The following is an 18,478-nucleotide window of genomic DNA, read 5'->3' as shown; positions in this document are numbered from 1 at the left end:
ATCAATTTTTTGATGTGGGACTCTCCACTGTTTGCCTCTTGCGAAAGCCTGAGGCAAACAGCCTCAAGCACCCGCCACGCACTCTATTCTCCTTCCAGGTACCTGTCAGAAAGTCGTTTCATTTCGTGAAGCCGCCTTCCAGAATCAGACATCCTTAACCCGGCAAGTCAGCCCAAGCGTAACCACCGAAATCGCGGCAATCATCCAGTAAACTGAGCCATGCCCGTAACTTTGCGCCAGCGCCCCCTGAATCACCCCTGCCAGAATAACGCCCGTTGAAATGCTGTTGGTGAAAAGCGTGGTTGCAGAGCCAGCGCGGCCCGGCATTAAATCCTGGAACCAGAGCATGCCGATCCCGGCAACAATCCCAATAAACACGGCGTTAAACAGCTGCAGCGCCAGCAACGCTTCACGTGAATGGAAAAGAATCAGCCCCGCGTAGAACAGCACCCCGGCCGCCACGGCGACAATCATCATCCGACGCTTTCCGAATCGCTTAACGTAGTATCCCGCCAGAATCATTGCCGGAATCTCCAGCCCGGCGGCGGTCCCCATCAGGATCCCCGCGAGCTTGTCCGGTAAACCCAGATCGCTGCTGATCCACAGCGGCATATCAATGATATACATGGTGTTGCAGGTCCACATCAGCGTGGAGGCAATAAACAGCATGCGGACGTTTTTGTCCTGCCAGCCGCTCACCTGGGTGACAGGTGTATCCATCGTCTGTTCGACACGCGCCACAGACGGCAGCGCGAAGGCAATCAATGCCAGACTGATGACAAAAATCCCGGCGGCAATGGAGAACATGGTGGTGAAGCCGTAGTTCAATGCCAGCATGAAGGCCAGCGGCGGTCCAATGACCCACGCCAGCGAGAGCTGCGCGCGCATCACGGAGCTAAACATCACCACTTCCCGCGCCGAGCTATCGGCGTATTCGCGAGCCAGCGCGAACAGCTGCGGCATGGCAGTGTTCGCCAGTGACGCCAGCAGCACGCCGCAGGTAATGAGGGTCAAATAATGACGGTTAAAGGCAAACAGCAGCGCGTTGCCTACGGCCATCACACAGCAAAAGAGGATCAGCTTGCGCCTGTCACCCTGACTGTCGGATCGTTTTGCCAGCCACAGGCTGACCAGGATCCCGGCAATGGCGTTGACGGTATAAAACAGCCCCACCCAAAACGGCTGAGCCCCCACCTCGCGGCTGAGAAACAGGCTCAGCGTCGGTGCCTGAAGCGCCCCCGCCACGCCCATCATAAAGGCGACCAGCATAAAAGCGGCATACACGCCGTTCAGGCGTCGCCCCATCGTCATCAACCACAGCATGCGCAAATCCTTGTGAAAGCGAATCGAAATTGGGTGAAATAGTAAACGAAAAAAGCCAGCAAAAACATTTTGCTGGCGGGTGATTAGCACCAATACTCAGTCACACATGATCGAGGCGAGTTAGCGAGAAGAGGTCGGTTTCGTAACGTCCCACTGCATCAATTCTTCTAACGTTTTCAGCCGTTGCTCTGCACACTGGCGGGCCAGCCAGGACAGTCCTTTTGTCGCTGAAAAGTACTGCTGATAAAACTGACGTGCGGTAGACCTCTTCATAATTTACCTCCTCACTTCATCGGGAAGAATTATTGTCCTAATATAGGGATTAATAAATTGCTGGTTTTTTGTCAGGAGTTCCCCTTTTATGCCTTCTGGTCGTCTGCAACAACAATTTATCCGCCTCTGGCAGTGCTGTGAGGGGCAATCGCAGGAGACCACGCTGAACGAGCTGGCTGACCTGCTCAACTGTTCGCGCCGACACATGCGCACGCTGCTCAACACCATGCAGCAGCAGGGCTGGCTAAACTGGGAAGCCGAAGCGGGACGCGGCAAGCGCTCGCGCCTGACGTTCCTCTACACCGGACTGGCGCTGCAGCAGCAGCGGGCGGAAGACCTGCTGGAGCAGGACCGCATCGAGCAGCTGGTACAGCTGGTGGGCGACAAAGCCGCCGTGCGCCAGATGCTGGTTTCCCATCTGGGGCGCAGCTTTCGTCAGGGCCGCCATATTCTGCGGGTACTTTACTACCGTCCGATGAAAAATCTGTTGCCCGGCACGGCGTTACGGCGATCTGAAACCCATATGGCCCGGCAAATCTTCAGCGGGCTGACGCGGATAAATGAGGAAAACGGGGAACTGGAAGCCGATATCGCGCACCACTGGCAGCAACTCTCTTCACTCCACTGGCGCTTTTTTTTACGCCCCGGCATCCATTTTCATCATGGCCGCGAGCTGGAAATGAGCGACGTCATCTCTTCTCTGGAACGCGCCCGCAAGCTCCCCCTTTACTCACATATTTCGCGCGTCCACTCCCCTACGGCGTGGACGCTGGATATTGAACTGTCGCAGCAGGATAAGTGGCTCCCCTGGCTGCTGGGCTATGTGCCGTCGATGATTTTGCCCGGCGAGTGGGAATCGCTGAATAATTTCGCCAGCCAGCCAATTGGTACCGGCCCTTATGCCGTCTCCCGAAACAACAGCAACCAGCTGAAGATCCGCGCCTTTGATGACTATTTTGGCTATCGGGCGCTGATCGACGAAGTGAACGTGTGGGTATTACCGGATCTCAATGAAGAGCTGAGCGCAGGGCTGACGCTGGAAGGGCCGACGACAGGGGAAAAGGCCGTCGAGAGCCGCCTTGAAGAGGGCTGTTATTATCTGCTGTTTGACCGCCGCACCCATCGCGGCGCAAATCCTCAGGTGCGTGAGTGGATCAGCCACATTCTGGCCCCCGCGAATCTGATTTATCATGCCGACGTTCAGTATCAGGCCTGGTGGTTCCCGGCCTACGGCCTGCTTCCACGCTGGCACCACGCTCGTCCAGCGCGTAGCGAAAAGCCCGCAGGGCTGGAGTCCATCACCCTGACCTACTACCGCGAGCATGTGGAGCATCGTTTTATCGCCAGAATCATGACCCGACTGCTGGCGGCCGAAGGGGTAACGCTGGAGGTCAAAGAAGTTGACTATGACGAATGGCACCAGGGAGATATCACCAGTGATATCTGGCTGAACAGCGCCAACTTCACCCTGCCGCTCGATTTTTCGCTCTTCTCGCACCTGTATGAAGTCCCGCTGATCCAGCACTGCATCGATCGAGACTGGCAGCAGGACGCCGCCTTGTGGCGCGCGGGCGAGATGAATTTAGCCACGTGGTGCCAGGCGTTACTTGCCGAACAGGCGATCGTGCCGCTGATCCACCACTGGCTGATGATCCAGGGACAGCGCAGCATGCGCGGCCTGCGGATGAATACCCTGGGCTGGTTTGATTTTAAATCCGCCTGGTTTGCACCACCGGAGCCATAACGCTTTCGTAATATTCACCAAATCATTACAATAGCGCCGTTCTCAACGGGGTGCTGCATCACTGATGTGCGCTGAGATAATACCCGTCGAACCTGATCCGGATAACGCCGGCGAAGGGATTTGAGGCTGTCGCTCAAAATCCTTTGCCACTCAACTTTGAGGTGCAAAGTGTTAAAAAAAGTGCTCCCCCTGCTGGCGCTGTTTGCGCTGCCTGCTTTTGCGAAGCCCGTCCTGACGGTCTACACCTATGACTCCTTCTCTGCCGACTGGGGCCCTGGCCCGGTAGTCAAAAAAGCCTTTGAAGCCGACTGCAACTGCGAGCTGAAGTTCGTCGCGCTGGAAGATGGCGTGTCGCTGCTCAACCGCCTGCGTATGGAAGGGAAAAACAGCAAGGCTGACGTAGTGCTCGGGCTGGATAACAACCTGCTGGACGCCGCCTCGCAAACCAAACTGTTTGCCAAAAGCGGCGTCGCGGCAAATGCCGTTAACGTGCCTGGCGGCTGGAAAAACGACACCTTCGTGCCGTTCGATTACGGCTACTTTGCTTTTGTTTATGACAAAAATAAGCTGAAAAACCCGCCGAAAAGCCTGAAAGAGCTGGTCGAGAGCGAGCAGAAGTGGCGCGTGATTTATGAAGATCCGCGTACCAGTACGCCGGGGCTGGGCCTGCTGCTGTGGATGCAAAAGGTCTATGGCGATAAAGCGCCGGAAGCGTGGCAAAAACTGGCCGCCAAAACCGTCACCGTGACCAAAGGCTGGAGCGAAGCCTATGGCCTGTTCCTGAAAGGTGAAAGCGATTTGGTGCTGAGCTATACCACCTCTCCGGCCTACCACATCATCGCCGAGAAGAAAGACAACTACGCCGCGGCGAATTTTGCTGAAGGTCACTACCTGCAGGTGGAAGTGGCAGCGCGTACCGCTGCCAGCAAACAGCCGGAACTGGCCGAAAAGTTCCTGAAATTTATGGTTTCACCCGCGTTCCAGAACGCCATTCCCGCGGGCAACTGGATGTATCCGGTCACTAACGTTGCGCTGCCAGCAGGTTTCGATCGGTTGACCAAACCAACAACCTCGCTGGAGTTTACGCCGCAGCAGGTCGCCGCGCAGCGTGCCGCATGGGTAAGTGAATGGCAACGCGCCGTCAGCCGTTGATTCCCGGCTGGTTAATCCCCGGTCTGCTCGCCGCCCTGCTGATGGTGGCGGTCAGCCTGGGGGCATTCCTTGCACTGTGGTTTAACGCGCCGGAGAGTGACCTGCTCGCCCTCTGGCACGATAGCTACCTCTGGCACGTGATCCGGTTCTCCTTCTGGCAGGCGTTTCTTTCTGCCCTGCTCTCGGTGATCCCGGCCATTTTTCTTGCGCGAGCACTGTATCGGCGGCGTTTTCCCGGCAGGCAGGCGCTGCTGCGCCTGTGCGCCATGACGCTGATCCTGCCGGTGCTGGTAGCCGTATTTGGCATCCTGAGCGTGTATGGCCGTCAGGGCTGGCTGGCCTCGCTCTTTGCGTTTTCAGGGCTAGAGTGGACCTTCTCCCCCTACGGGCTGAAGGGCATTCTGCTCGCGCACGTCTTTTTCAATATGCCGATGGCGACGCGCCTCTTTTTGCAGGCGCTGGAAAACATACCCGGCGAACAGCGCCAGATTGCCGCCCAGCTTGGCATGCGCGGCGTGTCTTTCTTCCGCTTCGTGGAATGGCCGTGGCTGCGCCGCCAGATCCCGCCCGTGGCGGCATTAATCTTCATGCTCTGCTTTGCCAGCTTTGCCACCGTGCTGTCTCTCGGCGGCGGGCCGCAGGCCACCACCATCGAGCTGGCGATCTACCAGGCGCTGAGTTACGACTACGATCCGGGCCGCGCCGCGCTGCTGGCGATGGTGCAGATGATTTGCTGTCTCGCACTGGTGCTACTCAGCCAGCGGCTGAGTAAATCCCTTTCTCCCGGCAGTAATCAGATAGCAGGCTGGCGCGATCCGCAGGATAGCCTGCACAGCCGCGTCATCGATTTTATCCTGATTGCGTTGGCGCTCCTGCTACTGCTGCCGCCGCTTCTGGCCGTTATCATTGACGGACTGAACCTCAATCTTGTGTCCGTGTTGCAACAGCCCGTGCTCTGGCAGGCAACCTGGACCTCGGTACGCATAGCGCTGGCTGCCGGGCTGCTGTGCGTCATGCTGACCATGATGCTGCTGTGGAGCAGCCGCGAACTCTACGCGCGTCAGGCCCGTAAGGCCGGGCAAATGCTGGAGCTGACAGGCATGTTGATCCTGGCGATGCCGGGCATCGTGCTCGCGACGGGCTTCTTCCTGCTGTTCAACAGCACCATCGGCCTGCCGGAAAGCGCCGACGGCATTGTGATTTTCACCAACGCACTGATGGCTATTCCTTACGCGCTCAAAGTGCTGGAAAACCCGATGCGCGACGTGAACAGCCGCTACGGTTTGCTGTGTCAGTCGCTGGGCATGCAGGGCTGGCAGCGGCTGAAAGTGGTGGAACTCCGCGCCCTGAAACGTCCGCTCGCCCAGGCGCTGGCCTTTGCCTGCGTGCTGTCGATTGGGGATTTTGGCGTGGTGGCGCTCTTCGGTAATGAAGACTTCCGCACCCTGCCGTTCTGGCTTTACCAGCAAATTGGCTCCTACCGCAGCCAGGATGGGGCCGTCACGGCACTCTTACTGCTGCTGCTGTGCTTTGCGTTATTCACCGTTATCGAAAAACTTCCGGGGCGTGATGTTAGAACTGACTGATGTAACCTGGCTTTATCAGCATCTGCCGATGCGCTTCACGCTCTCCGTGCGTCAGGGGGAGATGATCGCCGTACTTGGCCCAAGCGGCGCGGGGAAAAGTACGCTGCTTAATTTGATTACCGGTTTTCTGCAACCGGCGAGCGGATCGATAGTGATTGAAAACCGGGACCATACCCGAACTCCGCCGGCAAAGCGTCCGGTCTCGATGCTGTTTCAGGAAAACAACCTCTTTAACCATCTGACAGTGCGACAAAACATCGCGCTGGGGATGCATCCGGGACTCAAGCTGAACGACGCCCAGCGCCAAAAGCTGGAGAGTATTGCCGCGCAAATGGGGATCGCCGGGTTCATCGACAGGCTGCCGGGTGAGCTTTCCGGCGGCCAGCGTCAGCGCGTGGCCCTGGCACGCTGTCTGGTGCGCGCGCAGCCGGTGCTGCTGCTGGATGAACCCTTCTCTGCGCTCGATCCTGCGCTGCGTCAGGAGATGCTCGCCCTGGTGCAGGACGTCTGCCAGCGCCAGCAGCTGACGATGCTGATGGTGTCGCACAGTATTGAGGATGCCGCGCGGATTGCGCCGCGATCGGTGGTCATTGCCGAAGGGCGTATTTTGTGGGATGGGAAAACAGAAGAACTGCTGAGTGGTAAAGCGGGGGCGTCTTCGCTTTTAGGTATTCGTGAGGTCTGATGCCCTCACCCTGGCCCTCTCCCACAGGGAGAGGGTACAAACATCAAAAACGGCAACCCGTTGCCGTTTTACTTCTACCTTATGCGGTCTGATGCCCTCTCCCACAGGAGAGGGAAAACACCTTAACGGCTCACCACTTTTAATAAAATCTCGCCGTACACCGGCATCAGCGGGTGGCGGATCAGCGCCACCAGCGCCACGACAGCCACACCCAGCGTCAGCGGGGCCAGCCAGAGCAGGCGAGTGCGCGGGAGATAACGCGTCAGGCGATCGACGTTGGCTTTCGCGCTGCGCCAAAGCCGCCAGCAGAGCCAGACCGCCAGCCACAGCAGTACCGCCGTGCCCAGCAGCAGCCACTTAAACTCGCCGCTTTGCATTCCGTCAGGAATATCAATTGCCGCTCCGGCCAGAATGCCTGGCAGGAAGTAAAACGGCGGCCAGAAGATACAGCCGATAATGTTCGGCACCACGAATTTCGCAACGGGCAGATCCAGCATCCCCGCCACCATTGGCACCAGCGGACGCGTTGGTCCGACAAAGCGGCCGACGAGGATGGTGAACATGCTGTGCTGATGCAGCGCGTGCTCGGTTTTGTCCAGCAGCGCCTTGTTCTTTTTCATAAATGACCAACGGTGCAGCGGCTTTTTAAAGCGCCAGCCCAGCCAGAAGGAGATCCAGTCGCCCAGCAAACAGCCGACGATACCGGCCATCCATGCCTGCCAGAAATTAACCTCACCGCTGCCGATAAGTGCGCCAAGCCCCGCCATCATCACGGTGCCGGGCAGGATCAGCCCAACCAGCGCCAGCGATTCCAGAAACGCCACCAGCGCCACGGCGATGAGCGAGTACATAACGGACTGGGTAATAAAGTGTTCCAGCAATGCCTGCATAACTATTCCGGTCAGAAAACGAATCAGCGATTCTGCTTAGCGCCCCGCACCGCGTCAAGGCATCAATTGTCTGAATAGTTTACAAGATGCTCCTGAAGTTCACCTGAATGTTTACCGTTTATTCACATCCCGCACGGAATTCGCTCGGGCTGGCCCCGGTGCATTTTTTAAATACGCGAGAGAAATAGAGCTGATCTTCGAAGCCCACGTTGCGCCCCACGGTGGCAATAGGCATTCGGGTGGTGCTGAGCAGCAGCTTCGCCTGGCTGATGCGCTGATCTTCGCGCCAGCTCAGCACGCTCACGCCAAGCTGCTGGCGGAACAGATGCGACAGGCGCGAAGGCGACAGGCAAACGTGCTGGGCGACGCTGGCAATATCAAACTGGCTGTCGGCCAGATGATCGCTGATGTACTGGCAGGCGTCGCGGACGCGGTTATCCAGCGGCGGGTTAAGCGATTCATTGATCGCTTCCATCCGGCGCAGCAGCACCTGTTCAAGCAGGTTAATCGCCAGCAGTTCGGCGTAGCGTCCGCCCGCCTGTCCCGCCTCAATAATCTGGGCAAACAGCTCGCGAAACTGCGACAGATGCGCCTCATCCGGGCGATAAAAGCCGGTATGCGCAAAAATGGCGGGCCACGAAAGCCACTCCTGCCAATAGGCGCGCGGGCGGAAGTAGACCCACTGGTGATACCACTCTTTGGCATCCGGGTGGCGGCCGTAGTGGTGGATCTCCCCAGGCGGGAACAGCAGCATATCGCCGGGGCGGCAGATAAACTGCTGATCGCCGTTTTTGATGACCCCTTCACCGCGCACGGTGAGGTTCAAAATATACCCTTTCATTCCGAGCGGTCGGTCGACATAGAAATCGAGATAGCCCTCAGCCTCAATGGGCGTCAACCCTGCCACCAGGTGAGCATTAAACGAGTAGCCCGGCAGCAGGGGATCATTTTGCGGTTCAGCCATAATTTCAATACTCCCAACGGTCCTGAAGGAAACCAATTGTCCATATCGTTAAAAGCAGTATAAAAATGGCCCGCAAAAAGATCCAAAAAGCATTCTGTCTCTTTTACGTCCGCCATGTTTCAGCCTTTCTCTCTGATTTCTCCGCCAGTATGAGCAGATAAGCAGTAACAAAAGTGTCTATAAGCGCGGCAGAAATGTCCACATTGAATATTTGCACGGCGTCACACTTTCAATCGTAACAGCAATTTAGTCCATAAGATTAGCGGATCCTGCCTGACGATTTTCGCCCCCAGTCTCTAATGTTCTTCCATACCTGTTTTTTGATGGAGCAACACCATGGCAATTGCGATTGGCCTCGATTTTGGCAGCGATTCGGTTCGCGCGCTGGCAGTGGACTGTACGTCCGGCCAGGAGATAGCAACCAGCGTTGAGTGGTACCCGCGCTGGCAAGAGGGGCGCTACTGCGATGCGCCAAACAACCAGTTCCGCCACCACCCGCGTGACTATATCGAGTCGATGGAAGCGGCGATCAAAACCGTCCTGGCTGAACTGACGGACGCCCAGCGGGCGGAGATTGTCGGGATTGGCGTCGACAGCACCGGCTCAACGCCTGCCCCGGTGGATGCCGAAGGCCGCGTGCTGGCGCTGCGCCCGGAGTTCGCCGACAACCCGAACGCCATGTTCGTGCTGTGGAAAGACCACACCGCCGTGGAAGAGGCTGAAGCCATCACGCGCCTGTGCCATCAGCCGGGCAAAACCGACTACTCGCGCTACATCGGCGGGATTTATTCCAGTGAATGGTTCTGGGCCAAGATCCTCCACGTTACCCGCGCCGACGCCTCCGTTGCGCAAGCAGCCGCATCGTGGATTGAGCTGTGCGACTGGGTGCCTGCCCTGCTCTCCGGCACCACGCGTCCACAGGATATCCGCCGCGGCCGCTGCAGCGCCGGGCATAAATCGTTATGGCATGAAAGCTGGGGCGGTCTGCCTCCAGCCGCGTTCTTCGATGAACTCGACCCGATTATCAACAAGAACCTGACATATCCGCTGTTTACCGACACCTTTACCGCCGATATTCCGGTCGGCACGCTCTGCAAAGAGTGGGCGAAACGCCTCGGCCTGCCGCAGAACGTGGCGATCTCCGGCGGCGCCTTTGACTGCCATATGGGCGCCGTGGGCGCAGGCGCGCAGCCAAACACGCTGGTGAAAGTTATCGGCACCTCCACCTGCGACATTCTGACGGCGGATAAAGCCACCGTCGGCGACCGTGCGGTAAAAGGCATCTGCGGCCAGGTGGACGGCAGCGTGGTGCCGGACTTTATCGGCCTCGAAGCCGGTCAGTCCGCGTTTGGCGATATCTACGCCTGGTTTGGCCGCGTGCTGGGCTGGCCGCTGGACCAGCTGGCGGCGGCGCATCCTGAACTGAAAACCCAGATAGCCGACAGCAAAAAGCAGCTTCTGCCGCAGCTCACCGAAGCCTGGGCGAAAAATCCCTCGCTCGATCACCTCCCGGTGGTGCTGGACTGGTTTAACGGTCGTCGCACGCCGTTCGCCAACCAGCGTCTGAAAGGGGTGATCGCGGATCTCAACCTGGCAACCGACGCGCCTTCGCTGTTCGGCGGCCTGATTGCCGCAACGGCCTTCGGCGCCCGCGCCATTATGGAGTGCTTTACCGAACAGGGCATCGACGTGAACAACGTGATGGCGCTGGGCGGCATCGCCCGTAAAAACCCGGTGATCATGCAGGCCTGCTGCGACGTGCTGAACCGTCCGCTGCAGATTGTGGCCTCCGATCAGTGCTGTGCCCTGGGCGCGGCGATTTTTGCCGCCGTGGCCGCTGGCGTCCATGCCGACATCCCGACCGCGCAGCAGCATATGGCGAGTGCCGTCGAAAACACTCTTCAGCCGCGTGCCCAGCAGGCGCAACGCTTCGAACAGCTTTATCAGCGCTACCAGCAATGGGCAAAAAGCGCCGAACTTCACTATCTCCCTGTCGCCGCCCCGGCTAAAAGCACCGCGGACACTACGGCAACCCTGACCCATTAAGGACACGATGATGACCATTTTTAATAACTATGAAGTGTGGTTTGTGATTGGCAGCCAGCATCTGTACGGACCGGAAGCGCTGCAGCAGGTGACGAAACACGCGGAGCATGTGGTTAACGCGCTGAACGCGGAAGCTAAACTGCCGTGCAAACTGGTGCTGAAACCGCTGGGCACCACGCCGGACGAAATCACCCACATCTGCCGCGACGCCAACTATGACGACAAATGCGCCGGTCTGGTGGTGTGGCTGCACACCTTCTCGCCAGCAAAAATGTGGATCAACGGTCTGTCTATCCTCAACAAACCGCTGCTGCAGTTCCATACCCAGTTCAACGCCTCCCTGCCATGGGACAGCATCGACATGGACTTTATGAACCTGAACCAGACCGCGCACGGCGGCCGCGAGTTCGGCTTCATCGGCGCGCGTATGCGTCAGCAGCACGCGGTGGTCACCGGCCACTGGCAGGATGGCAAGGCGCAACAACGTATCGGCTCCTGGATGCGTCAGGCGGTCTCTAAGCAGGACACCCGCCACCTGAAAGTGGTGCGTTTCGGCGACAACATGCGTGAAGTTGCGGTCACCGACGGCGATAAAGTCGCCGCGCAGATCAAGTTTGGCTTCTCCGTGAATACCTGGGCCGTGGGCGACCTGGTGCAGGTGGTGAATGAAATCAGCGATGGCGACGTGAGCACGCTGGTGGACGAGTACGAAAGCAGCTACCGCCTGACGCCTGCGGCACAAATCAACGGCGACAAGCGCCAGAACGTGCTGGACGCGGCGCGCATCGAGTTGGGCATGAAGCGCTTCCTGGAACAGGGCGGCTTCCACGCTTTTACCACCACCTTTGAAGACCTCCACGGTCTGAAACAGCTGCCGGGTCTGGCGGTACAACGTCTGATGCAGCAGGGCTACGGCTTTGCGGGCGAAGGCGACTGGAAAACTGCCGCTCTGCTTCGCATCATGAAGGTGATGTCGACCGGTCTGCAGGGCGGCACCTCCTTTATGGAGGACTACACCTACCACTTCGAAAACGGCAACGACCTGGTGCTCGGCTCCCACATGCTGGAAGTGTGTCCAACAATCGCCGTCGAAGAGAAACCGATCCTCGACGTGCAGTATCTCGGCATCGGTGGTAAAGCCGATCCAGCGCGTCTGATCTTCAACACCCGCACCGGCCCGGCCATCAACGCCAGCCTGATCGACCTCGGCGATCGTTTCCGCCTGCTGGTGAACTGCGTCGATGCGGTTGAAACCCCACATTCTCTGCCGAAACTGCCGGTCGCCAACGCCCTGTGGAAAGCACAGCCTGACCTGCCAACCGCCTCAGAGGCCTGGATCCTGGCCGGCGGCGCGCACCATACGGTGTTCAGCCACGCGCTAGATCTGAACGATATGCGTCAGTTTGCGGAACTGCACGATATCGAACTGACCGTCATTGATAACGATACCCGCCTGCCCGCCTTCAAGGACGCGCTGCGCTGGAACGAAGTCTATTACGGTTCAAAACGCTAAGCCCTGAATGCCCGGTGGCACTGCGTTTACCGGGCCTACGGAACCGTAGGCCGGATAAGCGAAGCGCCATCCGGCAGGAGACAATAATGTTAGACGATCTCAAACGTCAGGTGCTCGAAGCCAACCTGGCGCTGCCGAAACATAACCTGGTGACCCTGACCTGGGGCAACGTCAGCGCCGTTGATCGGGAAAAAGGCGTGTTCGTGATCAAGCCTTCCGGCGTGGATTATGCGGTAATGACCGCAGAAGACATGGTGGTGGTCAGCATCGAAACAGGTGAAGTGGTGGAAGGCAGCAAAAAGCCCTCCTCCGACACGCCCACCCACCGCCTGCTGTATCAGGCATTCCCGACCATCGGCGGCATTGTGCATACCCATTCGCGCCATGCCACCATCTGGGCGCAGGCGGGCCAGTCCATCCCGGCGACCGGCACCACCCACGCGGACTACTTCTACGGCACCATTCCCTGCACGCGCCTGATGACCGATGCGGAGATTAACGGTGAGTACGAGTGGGAAACGGGTAACGTGATTGTTGAAACCTTCGAAAAACAGGGTATCGACGCGGCGCAAATGCCCGGCGTGCTGGTGCACTCCCACGGCCCGTTTGCCTGGGGTAAAAACGCGGAAGACGCGGTGCATAACGCCATCGTGCTCGAAGAGGTCGCCTATATGGGGATCTTCTGTCGACAGCTGGCACCGCAGTTGCCGGACATGCAGCAGACCCTGCTCGATAAGCATTATCTGCGCAAGCACGGCGCGAAAGCGTATTACGGGCAGTAGCTTGTAGGCCAGATAAGCGCAGCGTCATCCGGCAAAACAGGCACTGTATAAAACCCCAGCAAACCCACCTCAACCAGGCTATAATCAGGCCTGGTTTTGTTTTCTGGGATAACGGCGTGGCGCAGGCGCAAGAAGGCTTTTTACTGACCCGACACTGGCGGGATACCCCTCAGGGCACCGAGGTTGCGTTCTGGCTGGCGACGGACAACGGCCCGCTGCAGGTTGTGCTGCCGCCGCAGGAATCCGTGGCTTTTATTCCTGAAGCCCACGTCGAGAAGGTAAAGCAGCTGCTGCGCGGCGAAAACGGCTGGCGTCTCACCCCGCTTGAACTGAAAGATTTTCATCGTCAGCCGGTTTGCGGCCTTTACTGCCGCGCCCATCGCCAGCTTATGCGCTATGAAAAATTGCTCCGAGAAGCAGGCGTGACGCTCTACGAAGCGGATATCCGCCCACCTGAACGCTTTCTGATGGAGCGGTTTATTACCGCTCCCGTCTGGATCGATGGCTCCCCGCAAAACGGCAAAATTATCAACGCGCGCCTGAAGCCGAATCCGCACTATCGTCCGCCGCTGAAATGGGTGTCGCTGGATATCGAAACCACCCGCCACGGTGAACTGTACTGTATTGGCCTGGAAGGGTGCGGCGATCGGGTTGTCTATATGCTTGGGCCGCCGAATGGTGATGCCTCCGCGCTGGATTTCCGGCTTGAGTACGTCAACAGCCGCCCGCAGCTGCTGGAGAAGCTTAACCAGTGGTTTGCTGACTACGATCCCGATGTGCTGATTGGCTGGAACGTGGTGCAGTTTGACCTGCGCGTGCTGCAAAAACACGCCGAGCGCTACCGCATCCCGCTGATGCTGGGGCGCGGAAACAGCGAGCTGGAATGGCGCGAGCACGGTTTTAAGAACGGTGTTTTCTTTGCACAGGCTAACGGTCGCCTGATTATTGACGGCATCGAGGCGCTTAAGTCCGCCTTCTGGAACTTCTCTTCATTCTCCCTTGAAGCGGTCGCGCAGGAGCTGCTTGGCGAAGGCAAATCCATCGACAACCCCTGGGACCGAATGGACGAGATCGACCGGCGCTTTAACGAAGACAAACCGGCGCTCGCCACCTATAACCTGAAAGACTGCGAGCTGGTGACGCAGATTTTCCACAAAACCGAGATCATGCCGTTCCTGCTGGAGCGCGCGACGGTGAACGGACTCGCGGCTGACAGACACGGCGGCTCCGTGGCGGCCTTTAGCCACCTCTATTTTCCGCGAATGCACCGGGCAGGGTACGTTGCCCCCAACCTCGGGGACGTGCCGCCGCAGGCCAGTCCCGGCGGGTACGTGATGGACTCCCGGCCAGGATTGTATGACTCGGTACTGGTGCTGGATTACAAAAGCCTCTACCCGTCGATTATCCGCACCTTCCTGATCGATCCCGTCGGGCTGGTTGAGGGCATGGCGCAGCCGGACGATGAACGCAGCACCGAAGGCTTCCTCGGCGCACGCTTCTCGCGGGAAAAACACTGTCTGCCTGAAATCGTGGGCAACATCTGGCACGGCCGCGATGAGGCCAAGCGCCACGGCAATAAGCCTCTTTCTCAGGCGCTGAAAATCATCATGAACGCCTTTTACGGCGTGCTGGGCACCAGCGCCTGCCGCTTCTTCGACCCGCGGCTGGCCTCCTCCATCACAATGCGCGGACACGAGATTATGCGCCAGACCAAAGCGCTGATTGAATCCCGGGGCTATGATGTTATTTACGGCGACACGGACTCCATCTTTGTATGGCTGAAAGGCGCGCACTCAGAAGGCGACGCCGCCCGCATCGGCAAAGAGCTTGTGGCCTTTGTGAACGACTGGTGGGGCAAACATTTGCAAAAAGAGCGGTTAACCAGCGCGCTGGAGCTGGAGTTTGAAACCCATTTTGCCCGCTTTTTAATGCCCACCATTCGCGGCACCGATCAGGGCAGCAAGAAGCGCTACGCCGGGCTGATTCAGGAGGGCGACGCGCAGCGGATGGTCTTTAAAGGGCTGGAGACGGTGCGCACCGACTGGACGCCGCTGGCGCAGCAGTTCCAGCAAACCCTCTACCTGCGGGTGTTCCGCAATGAGCCGTATCAGGACTACATCCGCGAAACCATCGCCAGCCTGATGGCGGGCGAACTTGACGCACAGCTGGTGTATCGCAAGCGCCTGCGCCGCCCGCTGGCGGAGTACCAGCGTAATGTGCCGCCCCATGTGCGCGCCGCGCGACTGGCGGATGAAGAGAACGTGCGGCGGGGCCGCGCGCCGCAGTATCAAAACCGTGGCACAATCAAATATGTCTGGACCACCAGCGGCCCGGAACCGGTTGATTACCAGCAATCGCCGCTCGATTACGATCATTATCTGACGCGCCAGCTTCAGCCGGTCGCGGAGGGAATTTTGCCCTTCATCAACGACGATTTTGCTACACTAGTGACAGGGCAACTTGGCCTATTTTGACGCGTGACGAAATGGCTGCCATCCAGTACCATAGCGCCCTTTCCATTCCCGGACCCATTTTTCGATGACCGTCTTTTTGACGGTGGTTGAACTATTGCCTGCAATTAAAGATTAGAGCCGAACAACTATGCCTTTTACACTTGGTCAACGCTGGATCAGCGATACAGAAAGCGAACTTGGATTGGGAACCGTCGTTGCCGTCGATGCGCGCATGGTTACCCTCCTCTTCCCTGCCACCGGTGAAAACCGTCTGTACGCTCGCAATGACTCCCCTGTTACCCGCGTGATGTTCAATCCGGGCGACACCGTGACCAGCCATGACGGCTGGCAGCTCAAGATTGAAGACGTAAAAGAAGAGAATGGACTGCTCGCCTACATTGGTACTCGTCTTGATACGGATGAGGCCAATGTCATCCTGCGTGAAGTGCTGCTCGACAGCAAACTGGTGTTCAGTAAGCCGCAGGACCGCCTGTTTGCCGGGCAAATTGACCGTATGGATCGCTTCTCTCTGCGCTATCGCGCGCGTAAGTTCCAGAGCGAACAGTACCGCATGCCGTGGAGCGGCCTGCGCGGCCAGCGCACCAGCCTGATCCCTCACCAGCTGAACATCGCCCATGACGTGGGCCGTCGCCACGCGCCTCGCGTGCTGCTGGCCGACGAAGTGGGCCTGGGTAAAACCATCGAAGCGGGCATGATCCTGCACCAACAGCTGCTTTCTGGCGCTGCCGAGCGCGTGCTGATCGTGGTTCCGGAAACCCTGCAGCACCAGTGGCTGGTTGAGATGCTGCGCCGCTTCAACCTGCGCTTCTCCCTGTTCGACGACGAACGTTATGCCGAAGCGCAGCACGACGCCGACAACCCGTTTGAAACCGAACAGCTGGTCATCTGTTCGCTGGACTTCGTGCGCCGCAGCAAGCAGCGCCTGGAGCACCTGTGCGATGCCGAGTGGGACATTATGGTGGTCGACGAAGCGCACCACCTCGTCTGGAGCGAAGATGCGCCAAGCCGCGAATATATGGCTATCGAGCAGCTTGCCGAGCGCGTGCCTGGCGTTCTGCTGCTGACCGCAACGCCGGAGCAGCTGGGTCTTGAGAGTCACTTCGCCCGTCTGCGCCTGCTCGATCCAAACCGTTTTCACGATTTCGAGCAGTTTGTCGAAGAGCAGAAGAACTACCGCCCGGTTGCCGATGCCGTCGCCCTGCTGCTGGCGGGCAATCGCCTCTCTAACGATGAGCTGAACACCCTGAGCGATCTGATTGGCGAGCAGGATATCGAGCCGCTTCTGCAGGCTGCCAACAGCGACAGCGACAACGCGGAATCCGCGCGCAAAGAGCTGATCGACATGCTGATGGATCGCCACGGCACCAGCCGCGTGCTGTTCCGCAACACCCGTAACGGCGTCAAAGGTTTCCCGAAACGCGAACTGCATACGATTAAACTGCCGCTGCCGACGCAGTATCAGACGGCAATTAAAGTCTCCGGCATAATGGGCGCCCGCAAAACCCAGGAAGAGCGCGCCCGCGACATGCTTTATCCGGAACAAATCTACCAGGAATTTGAAGGTGATACCGGCACCTGGTGGAACTTTGACCCGCGCGTGGAGTGGCTGATGGGCTATCTGACCGCCCACCGCTCCCAGAAGGTGCTGGTGATCTGCGCCAAAGCGGCCACCGCGCTGCAGCTGGAGCAGGTCCTCCGCGAGCGTGAAGGTATTCGCGCTGCCGTGTTCCACGAAGGCATGTCCATCGTCGAGCGCGACCGTGCGGCAGCGTGGTTCGGGGAAGAGGACAGCGGTGCGCAGGTGCTGCTGTGCTCGGAGATCGGCTCTGAAGGCCGTAACTTCCAGTTCGCCAGCAACCTGGTGATGTTCGATCTGCCGTTTAACCCGGATCTGCTGGAGCAGCGTATCGGTCGTCTGGATCGAATCGGTCAGGCACATGATATTCAGATCCACGTTCCTTACCTGGAAAAAACCGCCCAGTCCGTGCTGGTGCGCTGGTTCCACGAAGGTCTGGATGCGTTTGAACATACCTGCCCGACGGGCCGCACGATTTACGATCAGGTGCATGGCGATCTGATCGGCTACCTGGCCGCGCCGGAAAACGCGGAAGGGTTTGATGAGCTGATCAAGGCCTGCCGTGAGAAGCACGATGCGCTGAAAGCACAGCTGGAGCAGGGCCGCGACCGCCTGCTGGAGATCCATTCCAACGGCGGCGAAAAAGCGCAGGCGCTGGCGGAAAGCATCGAAGAGCAGGATGACGATACCAGTTTAATCAGCTTCTCCATGAACCTGTTCGACATCGTCGGGATCAACCAGGACGATCGCGGCGAGAACATGATCGTCCTCACGCCGTCGGATCATATGCTGGTTCCGGATTTCCCGGGCCTGCCGGAAGATGGCTGCACGATCACCTTCGAACGTGATGTGGCACTGTCTCGCGAAGACGCCCAGTTCATTACCTGGGAGCATCCGCTGATCCGCAACGGTCTGGATCTGATCCTCTCCGGCGATACCGGCAGCAGCACCATCTCCCTGTTGAAAAACAAGGCGCTGCCAGTAGGCACCCTGCTGGTCGAACTGATCTACGTTGTGGAAGCGCAGGCGCCAAAACAGCTGCAGCTCACCCGATTCCTGCCGCCGACGCCGGTGCGTCTGCTGCTGGATAAAAACGGTACTAACCTGGCCGCGCAGGTCGAGTTCGAGAGCTTCAACCGTCAGTTGAGCGCGGTTAACCGTCACACCGGCAGCAAGCTGGTCAACGCCGTTCAGCAAGACGTGCATGCTATTCTGCAACTGGGTGAAACCCAGGTCGAAAAAGCAGCTCGTGAATTGATTGATGCGGCACGCAGCGAAGCCGACGAGAAGCTCTCAGCAGAGCTTTCGCGTCTGGAAGCGTTAAAAGCGGTTAACCCGAACATTCGTGACGATGAACTGGCGGCGATTGAAAGCAATCGTCAGCAGGTGCTTGAGAGCCTGGATCAGGCAAGCTGGCGTCTGGACGCCCTGCGTCTCATCGTTGTGACGCATCAGTAAACGGAGCGCAAG

General features: G+C 58.5%; 13 protein-coding genes and 1 riboswitch. Of the genes, 9 read left to right on the top strand and 4 right to left on the bottom strand.

Going from position 1 to position 18,478, the window contains the following annotated elements; translation table 11 throughout:
* Positions 1-144 precede the first annotated feature (144 nt).
* Positions 145-1,323, bottom strand: coding sequence for a sugar efflux transporter (locus ACOQH0_RS03575; RefSeq protein WP_421511558.1), 1,179 nt, complete (start codon positions 1,321-1,323; stop codon positions 145-147).
* Positions 1,324-1,443: 120 nt separating this feature from the next.
* Positions 1,444-1,596: a glucose uptake inhibitor SgrT gene (gene sgrT, locus ACOQH0_RS03570; protein ID WP_010427011.1), complete on the bottom strand. Its 153-nt coding sequence runs from the start codon at positions 1,594-1,596 to the stop codon at positions 1,444-1,446.
* Positions 1,597-1,684: 88 nt separating this feature from the next.
* Between sgrT and sgrR the strand changes: the two genes are divergently transcribed.
* From sgrR to thiQ, 4 genes are all read left to right on the top strand, one after another.
* On the top strand, positions 1,685-3,340 hold the full coding sequence (sgrR, locus tag ACOQH0_RS03565; protein ID WP_010427012.1) for an HTH-type transcriptional regulator SgrR: 1,656 nt from the start codon (positions 1,685-1,687) through the stop codon (positions 3,338-3,340).
* Between the two features lie 36 nt (positions 3,341-3,376).
* Positions 3,377-3,477: riboswitch (TPP riboswitch) on the top strand.
* Positions 3,478-3,508: 31 nt separating this feature from the next.
* Positions 3,509-4,492: a thiamine ABC transporter substrate binding subunit gene (gene thiB / locus ACOQH0_RS03560; protein WP_420984836.1), complete on the top strand. Its 984-nt coding sequence runs from the start codon at positions 3,509-3,511 to the stop codon at positions 4,490-4,492.
* A complete protein-coding gene (gene thiP / locus ACOQH0_RS03555; RefSeq protein WP_421511557.1) occupies positions 4,468-6,078 on the top strand; it encodes a thiamine/thiamine pyrophosphate ABC transporter permease ThiP in 1,611 nt (536 codons plus the stop codon). The genes thiB and thiP overlap by 25 nt, the downstream gene beginning before the upstream one ends.
* Positions 6,062-6,763: a thiamine ABC transporter ATP-binding protein ThiQ gene (gene thiQ / locus ACOQH0_RS03550; protein ID WP_421511556.1), complete on the top strand. Its 702-nt coding sequence runs from the start codon at positions 6,062-6,064 to the stop codon at positions 6,761-6,763. The genes thiP and thiQ overlap by 17 nt, the downstream gene beginning before the upstream one ends.
* Before the next feature lie 122 nt (positions 6,764-6,885).
* Here the strand turns inward: thiQ and ACOQH0_RS03545 are convergent, their stop codons facing one another.
* Positions 6,886-7,653: a DedA family protein gene (locus tag ACOQH0_RS03545; RefSeq protein WP_421511555.1), complete on the bottom strand. Its 768-nt coding sequence runs from the start codon at positions 7,651-7,653 to the stop codon at positions 6,886-6,888.
* A gap of 118 nt (positions 7,654-7,771) precedes the next feature.
* Positions 7,772-8,617, bottom strand: coding sequence for an arabinose operon transcriptional regulator AraC (araC, locus tag ACOQH0_RS03540; protein WP_089599198.1), 846 nt, complete (start codon positions 8,615-8,617; stop codon positions 7,772-7,774).
* 336 nt (positions 8,618-8,953) lie between these two features.
* On the opposite strand from araC, the gene araB reads away from it, so the two are divergent.
* From araB to rapA, 5 genes are all read left to right on the top strand, one after another.
* Positions 8,954-10,663 carry a ribulokinase gene (gene araB, locus ACOQH0_RS03535; RefSeq protein ID WP_421511554.1) on the top strand — a complete coding sequence of 570 codons (1,710 nt, stop codon included), beginning with the start codon at positions 8,954-8,956 and terminating at the stop codon, positions 10,661-10,663.
* A gap of 10 nt (positions 10,664-10,673) precedes the next feature.
* Positions 10,674-12,176 (top strand): L-arabinose isomerase, encoded by a 1,503-nt coding sequence (gene araA, locus ACOQH0_RS03530; RefSeq protein WP_421512322.1) that lies wholly within the window; start codon positions 10,674-10,676, stop codon positions 12,174-12,176.
* 86 nt (positions 12,177-12,262) lie between these two features.
* A complete protein-coding gene (gene araD / locus ACOQH0_RS03525) occupies positions 12,263-12,958 on the top strand; it encodes an L-ribulose-5-phosphate 4-epimerase (protein ID WP_100165490.1) in 696 nt (231 codons plus the stop codon).
* Between the two features lie 116 nt (positions 12,959-13,074).
* Positions 13,075-15,432 (top strand): DNA polymerase II, encoded by a 2,358-nt coding sequence (gene polB / locus ACOQH0_RS03520; RefSeq protein ID WP_421511553.1) that lies wholly within the window; start codon positions 13,075-13,077, stop codon positions 15,430-15,432.
* 127 nt (positions 15,433-15,559) lie between these two features.
* On the top strand, positions 15,560-18,466 hold the full coding sequence (gene rapA, locus ACOQH0_RS03515) for an RNA polymerase-associated protein RapA (protein WP_421511551.1): 2,907 nt from the start codon (positions 15,560-15,562) through the stop codon (positions 18,464-18,466).
* Positions 18,467-18,478 lie beyond the last annotated feature (12 nt).

This window comes from Enterobacter sp. JS8-1, from assembly GCF_049187015.1.
GTDB lineage: Bacteria > Pseudomonadota > Gammaproteobacteria > Enterobacterales > Enterobacteriaceae > Enterobacter > Enterobacter mori.
The sequence above is the reverse complement of the archived record's forward strand: the minus strand, read 5'-3'. Positions and strand labels throughout refer to the sequence as shown.

Bases quoted from the DNA above. Each gene is read 5' to 3' on its own strand.
- ACOQH0_RS03575 (WP_421511558.1), bottom strand. From the start codon at position 1,323: ATGCTGTGGTTGATGACGATGGGGCGACGCCTGAACGGCGTGTATGCC.
- sgrT (WP_010427011.1), bottom strand. From the start codon at position 1,596: ATGAAGAGGTCTACCGCACGTCAGTTTTATCAGCAGTACTTTTCAGCG.
- sgrR (WP_010427012.1), top strand. From the start codon at position 1,685: ATGCCTTCTGGTCGTCTGCAACAACAATTTATCCGCCTCTGGCAGTGC.
- thiP (WP_421511557.1), top strand. From the start codon at position 4,468: ATGGCAACGCGCCGTCAGCCGTTGATTCCCGGCTGGTTAATCCCCGGT.
- thiQ (WP_421511556.1), top strand. From the start codon at position 6,062: ATGTTAGAACTGACTGATGTAACCTGGCTTTATCAGCATCTGCCGATG.
- ACOQH0_RS03545 (WP_421511555.1), bottom strand. From the start codon at position 7,653: ATGCAGGCATTGCTGGAACACTTTATTACCCAGTCCGTTATGTACTCG.
- araC (WP_089599198.1), bottom strand. From the start codon at position 8,617: ATGGCTGAACCGCAAAATGATCCCCTGCTGCCGGGCTACTCGTTTAAT.
- araB (WP_421511554.1), top strand. From the start codon at position 8,954: ATGGCAATTGCGATTGGCCTCGATTTTGGCAGCGATTCGGTTCGCGCG.
- araA (WP_421512322.1), top strand. From the start codon at position 10,674: ATGACCATTTTTAATAACTATGAAGTGTGGTTTGTGATTGGCAGCCAG.
- araD (WP_100165490.1), top strand. From the start codon at position 12,263: ATGTTAGACGATCTCAAACGTCAGGTGCTCGAAGCCAACCTGGCGCTG.
- rapA (WP_421511551.1), top strand. From the start codon at position 15,560: ATGCCTTTTACACTTGGTCAACGCTGGATCAGCGATACAGAAAGCGAA.